Origin of the sequence: Streptomyces sp. NPDC007162 (genome assembly GCF_040634175.1) — a bacterium.
GTDB lineage: Bacteria > Actinomycetota > Actinomycetes > Streptomycetales > Streptomycetaceae > Streptomyces.
Map to the genome: position 1 here is coordinate 1 of NZ_JBEYFC010000599.1, position 4,821 is coordinate 4,821.

General features: G+C 72.7%; 5 protein-coding genes and 1 pseudogene. 4 read left to right on the forward strand and 2 right to left on the reverse strand.

Annotation, left to right across the window (positions count from 1 at the left end; translation table 11 throughout):
* Both ABZ646_RS40085 and ABZ646_RS40090 read left to right on the forward strand, forming a co-directional pair.
* On the forward strand, positions 1–592 hold a 592-nt coding region (locus ABZ646_RS40085), incomplete at its 5' end, for an XRE family transcriptional regulator (protein ID WP_360530743.1).
* Positions 589–711 (forward strand): DUF6126 family protein, encoded by a 123-nt coding sequence (locus ABZ646_RS40090; RefSeq protein ID WP_360530746.1) that lies wholly within the window; start codon positions 589–591, stop codon positions 709–711. The genes ABZ646_RS40085 and ABZ646_RS40090, both read left to right, overlap by 4 nt.
* 9 nt (positions 712–720) lie before the next feature.
* Here the strand turns inward: ABZ646_RS40090 and ABZ646_RS40095 are convergent, their stop codons facing one another.
* The gene (locus tag ABZ646_RS40095) at positions 721–1,518 is read right to left on the reverse strand and encodes a tyrosine-protein phosphatase (protein ID WP_360530749.1); all 798 of its coding nucleotides are present in this window, start codon (positions 1,516–1,518) and stop codon (positions 721–723) included.
* A gap of 174 nt (positions 1,519–1,692) precedes the next feature.
* Here ABZ646_RS40095 and ABZ646_RS40100 point away from each other — a divergent pair.
* Positions 1,693–2,799 (forward strand): annotated as a pseudogene (locus tag ABZ646_RS40100) (glycoside hydrolase family 36 N-terminal domain-containing protein); the annotation flags it as partial.
* Positions 2,751–4,448, forward strand: a complete 1,698-nt coding sequence (locus ABZ646_RS40105) for a hypothetical protein (RefSeq protein WP_360530755.1) — start codon at positions 2,751–2,753, stop codon at positions 4,446–4,448. The pseudogene ABZ646_RS40100 and the gene ABZ646_RS40105, both read left to right, overlap by 49 nt.
* Position 4,449: 1 nt before the next feature.
* Here ABZ646_RS40105 and ABZ646_RS40110 read toward each other — a convergent pair.
* Positions 4,450–4,821, reverse strand: a 372-nt coding sequence (locus ABZ646_RS40110) for a PP2C family protein-serine/threonine phosphatase (RefSeq protein WP_360530752.1), incomplete at its 5' end; no start/stop codon positions are given.

The following is a 4,821-nucleotide window of genomic DNA, read 5'->3' on the forward strand; positions in this document are numbered from 1 at the left end:
CTTCCGATCTGGTGGCTCGGCCGGCCTTCGCGGCCGCCGCGACCAGGGAGCCGACGCCGTCCCGGTCGATCGTCTCGAAGGGGGGGACGCCGGGCTGTCGCCCGCGCACCTGTCCCGCCTGGAGACCGGCCAGCGCCAGCCGTCGCTGCCGATGCTGCTCGCGCTCGCCCGCATCTACGGTACGACGGTCTCGGAGCTGTTGGGGGAGACCGTCGCCGAGCGGGACGCCATCGTGCGCGCCGGTGACATGGAACCGACCGGGGCGGGCGGCTGGACGTACTGGCAGGCCGGGTCCTCCGGCCGCGGGATGCAGGCGCTGCGCGTCCGGGTGCCGTACGGCTCGCAGGGCGACGTCGTACGGGTGCATCCCGGCGAGGAGTGGCTGTACGTCCTGCAGGGGCGGCTGCGGCTGCGCCTCGGCGACACCACCCACGTGCTCGCCCCCGGCGACAGCGCCCACTTCGACTCGCTGACCCCGCACCGGCTCGCCGCCGAGGACCACGACGGGGTCGAGCTCCTGTTCGTCCACACCCTGCTGCAGAGTCCCACGGCCGCGCTGTGCCTGGGACCGACCACTGGAGAGATGCCGTGAGCAACTATGAGGAGAGGTTCCCGCGGTCCTTGTGGATCCGGCTCGTCATCTACATCGCCGTGGGGCACGTGTTCGCCGCGTTCCTCTTCCTGCTCTTCACCCTCGGCGGCAAGGGCTGAGCCCCCGCCTCAGTCGAGCAGGCGCTCGCGCAGCCGCTCCCGGGTCTCGGGGGTGAGCCCGAGCCCCTGCGCCAGGTAGGTGTCGACGTCGCCCCACGTCTCCTCGATGCTCTCGACGGCCGCCGTCAGGTACTCCGCGCGGGCGTCGAAGAGCGGGCTGAGCAGTTCCATCACCTCGGGGCTGTAGACGCTGTCCCCGCTGCCGCTGCGCTTCACCCGGTAGCGGCGGTGCTTGGCGTTGGACTCCAGGTAGTCGGCGAGGATCGCGTCCCGTTCCACCCCCACCGCGAGCAGTGTCACGGCGATCGAGATGCCCGCGCGGTCCTTGCCGGCCGCGCAGTGCATCAGCGTCGGGACGCTGTCCTCGGCGATGGCGTGCAGCACGCGCGCGTGCTCCCCGGTGCGGTCCTTGACGATCGTGCGGTACGAGCTGACCATCCGGGCCGCGGCCCGGCCGTCGCCCAGGAGCCCGCGCAGCTGCTCGATGTCACCCTCGCGGACCATCGTCCAGAACTCGGCGCCGTGCGCCGGGTCGCTCAGCGGCAGGTTCACGTTCCGCACGCCGGGCAGCTCGACGTCCGGGCCCTCCAGCTTCTGGTCCGCCGCGTTGCGGAAGTCGAAGATCGTGTGCAGGCCCAGGGAGGCGAGGAACTCCGCGTCCTGCTCCGTCGCGTGCGCGAGGTGCCCGCTGCGGAACAGCACGCCGTGCCGCACCCGGCGCCCGTCCACGGTCGGCAGGCCGCCCACGTCACGGAAGTTGCGCACACCGGCCAGCTCGGGCTCGGTGGACGGGACCTGCTGTGTCACGGGGGCTCCTCCCGGCCGGCCCCGTCGGCGCGGCTCGTCGACGGGCACTGCGTTGACCATACGACATCGGTTTCCACAGGCAATGAGTTGTCCACAGGCGTTGCCTCCGGGCCCGCGGCCCTTGATGATGTTGGGGCTTGAGCGGATCTGTTGGCACTTGTGTGAGGTTTCTCGATGGTGGACATCGCCGAAAACGGTCGTACCTGGCTCCTGTCGGGCCCCGGCAGCAGCTACGCGCTGCATCTGACGGAGGCCGGTGAACTGCTTCACCTGCACTGGGGGCCCCGGATCGGGCTGGCCGACGCCGAGGCCCTCAGCACCCGGGCGCTGCCCGGATACTGGCCCTTCGAGTCCCCGCTCGACGGCCGTGAGGAGTACCCCGTCGAGGGCGGCCCCCGCTTCGTGCGCCCCGCGCTGTCCGTGCGCACCGAGGAGCGCCGCGGCACGGAGTGGACCTTCGAGTCGTACGAGACGGCGGGCGACGCCGGCGGCGAGGAGCTACGGCTGCGTTTCCGGGACGGCGGGATCGTCATCACCCTGCACTACCGGATGCGCGGCGACGTCGTCGAGCGCTGGGTGACCGTCGGCAACGAGGGGCACGCGCGCGTGGAGCTGCTGCGCGCCGACGCGGCGACCTGGACGCTGCCCGACCGCGAGGGCTGGCGGCTCTCCCAGCTGCACGGCCGCTGGGCCGCCGAGTCCCGGCTGGTCAGCACCCCGCTCACCTACGGCGAGAAGGTCATCGGCAGCCGCCGCGGCCACACCGGCCACCAGCACCTGCCCTGGGTCGCCCTGGACACCGACGCCACCGAGGAGCACGGGGAGGTCTGGGGCTGCGCCCTCGGCTGGTCCGGGTCCTGGCGGATCGCCGTCGCCCAGCTCCCCGACGCGCGTGTGCAGATCACCGGCGGCGCCGGCTACGACGACTCGGGCCTGCTGATGCTGGCCGAGGGCGAGTCGTACACCAGCCCCGTGTTCGCGGCCCTGTGGTCCGACGGCGGCTTCGGCGGGGCGAGCCGTGCCTGGCACGCCTATCAGCGGGCGTACGTCATCCCCGACGCCGAGCGGGACCGGCCGGTGCTGTTCAACTCGTGGGAGGCCACCACCTTCGACATCTCCGAGGAGCAGCAGGCCACCCTCGCCCGGCAGGCCGCCGCGATCGGTGTCGAGCTGTTCGTGGTGGACGACGGCTGGTTCGGAGCCCGCACCTCCGACCGCGCGGGTCTCGGCGACTGGACGCCCAACCGGGACCGGTTCCCGAAGGGCCTCAAGCCCCTCGCAGTCACAGCCGGCGCGTCACGACGTCGTCCCCCGCCGCGCAGACCTGGTTCGATCGCGGCCTGAACTGGACCTACGCCTTCAACCACGAGGAGGCCGTGCGCTGCTTCGAGGCGGCCGGAGCGGCCGACCCGGACTGCGCCATGGCCGACTGGGGCGTGGCCTACGCCCTCGGCCCCAACTACAACAAACCCTGGGAGTTCTTCGACGCACGGGACCTCGCCCGCACGGTGGAGCGCACCCACGCCGCCGTGGAGCGCGCCCACGCCAAGGCCGCCCGCGCGACACCCGTGGAGCGCGCCCTGGTGGCGGCCCTGCGCGCCCGCTACCCGCGGGCCGCCGCCCCGGACGCGGCGGCCTGCTCGGTGTGGAACACGGACTACGCCGACAGCATGCGCGCCGCCTACGACCTGGCCCCCGACGACCCCGACGTGGCGGCTCTGCACGCCGACGCCCTGATGAATCTCACCCCCTGGCAGCTCTGGGACATCCGCACCGGCAGGCCGGCCGACGGCGCCCGCACCCAGGAGGCCAGAGCCGTACTGGAGCGGGCCCTCGCCACCGGGGCGGGGAACCGGCACCCCGGCCTGCTGCACCTCTACATCCACCTGATGGAGATGTCGCCCACGCCCGAGACCGCGCTGCCCGTCGCCGACCGGCTGCGCGACCTCGTCCCCGACGCCGGGCACCTGCGGCACATGCCCTCGCACCTGGAGGTCCTCTGCGGTGACTACCGACGCGTCGTCTCCGACAACACCGCGGCCGTCGCCGCCGACGAGAAGTACCACGCCCGGGCCGGCGCCATGAACTTCTACACCCTCTACCGCTGCCACAACCTGCACTTCAGGATCTACGGCGCGATGTTCCTGGGCCGCCTCCAGGACGCCCTCGCCACCGCCGAACTGCTCGAAGCCGCCGTCCCGGAGGACCTGCTGCGCGTACCGAGCCCGCCGATGGCCGACTGGCTCGAGGGCTTCCTGGCGATGCGGGTGCACGTCCTGATCCGCTTCGGCCGCTGGGCGGACATCCTGCGGCTGCCGCTGCCCGCCGACCCCCTGCTGTACTGCGTGAGCACCGCGATGCTGCACTACGCGCGCGGCGTCGCGTACGCCGCGACCGGCCGGATCATCGAGGCCGAGACGGAACGCGCCCGGTTCCGGGACGCCGTGGCCGCGGTCCCCGGCACCCGCACGCTCTTCAACAACACCTGCGCCGACATCCTGGCCATCGCCGCCGCGATGCTCGACGGCGAACTTGCTTACCGCAAGGGCGACTTCGACACCGCCTTCAGCGCCCTGCGGCGCTCGATCGACCTGGACGACAACCTCCCCTACGACGAACCCTGGGGCTGGATGCAGCCCACCCGGCACGCCTACGGCGCCCTGCTCCTCGAACGCGGCCGCATCACGGAGGCCGAGGCGGTCTACCGCGCCGACCTCGGTCTGGACGACACCCTGCCCCGGCCGTTGCAGCACCCGGGCAACGTCTGGGCCCTGCACGGCTTCCACGAATGCCTGCGGCGGCTCGGCAAGGACGGCGAGGCCCGGATCGTGGCCCAGCAGCTGAAACTCGCCGCCGCCACCGCGGACGTGCCGATCACGGCATCCTGCTTCTGCCGCACCGACGGCTGCGGCGCCCCCCGGGTGGACTGAGTCACAGCGCCCGCGCGACCAGCAGCGCCACGTCGTCGTGGTCGTCCGGGTGGCGCAGACCGTGCAGCAGCAGGTCGCAGGTCTCCTCCAGCGGCCGACGGGGCTCGTCCAGAAAACCGAGGAGGACGGCGAGGCGGTCGTCGATCGGATGCCGGCGGGTCTCCACCAGACCGTCCGTGTACAGGACCAGCAGGTCCCCCTCGGCCAGGTCGACGGACCTGGTCTCGAACGGGATGCCGCCGACACCGAGCGGGGCGGCGGCCGGCAGTTCCAGCAGGGCCGGCGCCGTGCCCGAGTGGACCAGCGCGGGCGGCATGTGCCCCGCGTTGGCCATCTCGCAGCGCCTGGTGTGCGGGTCGTACACCGCGTACAG